This is a genomic window from Croceivirga sp. ABH4_376, from assembly GCF_056160685.1.
The window spans coordinates 1-201 of the sequence record NZ_JBSWXQ010000034.1 but is presented as its reverse complement, the minus strand read 5'-3'; the positions used below and the strand labels follow the sequence as shown (position 1 = coordinate 201).

At 49.8% G+C, this 201-nt stretch carries 1 protein-coding gene; it reads left to right on the top strand.

The annotated features are described in order from the left end of the window. Positions 1 to 201: hypothetical protein (locus tag ACXAGS_RS15775; RefSeq protein WP_474908097.1), on the top strand; the 201-nt coding region annotated here is incomplete at both ends.

Here is a 201-nt window from a genome sequence, read left to right as displayed (position 1 = left end):
CCATCATCGAGCCGCAAGAGGCCTATACCGTTACCTTGAACAGCACTACCAATCCATTGGTACCCATCAATAATGCGACAGCAAACGGTATCATCAATGATGATGACAGCACCGGTACGGAAGGGCTTTCCATTGTACAGACCGATGTTATCGTGACCGAAGGTGTGGGCGTTACCGCTACTTTTGATGTGACCCTTACCG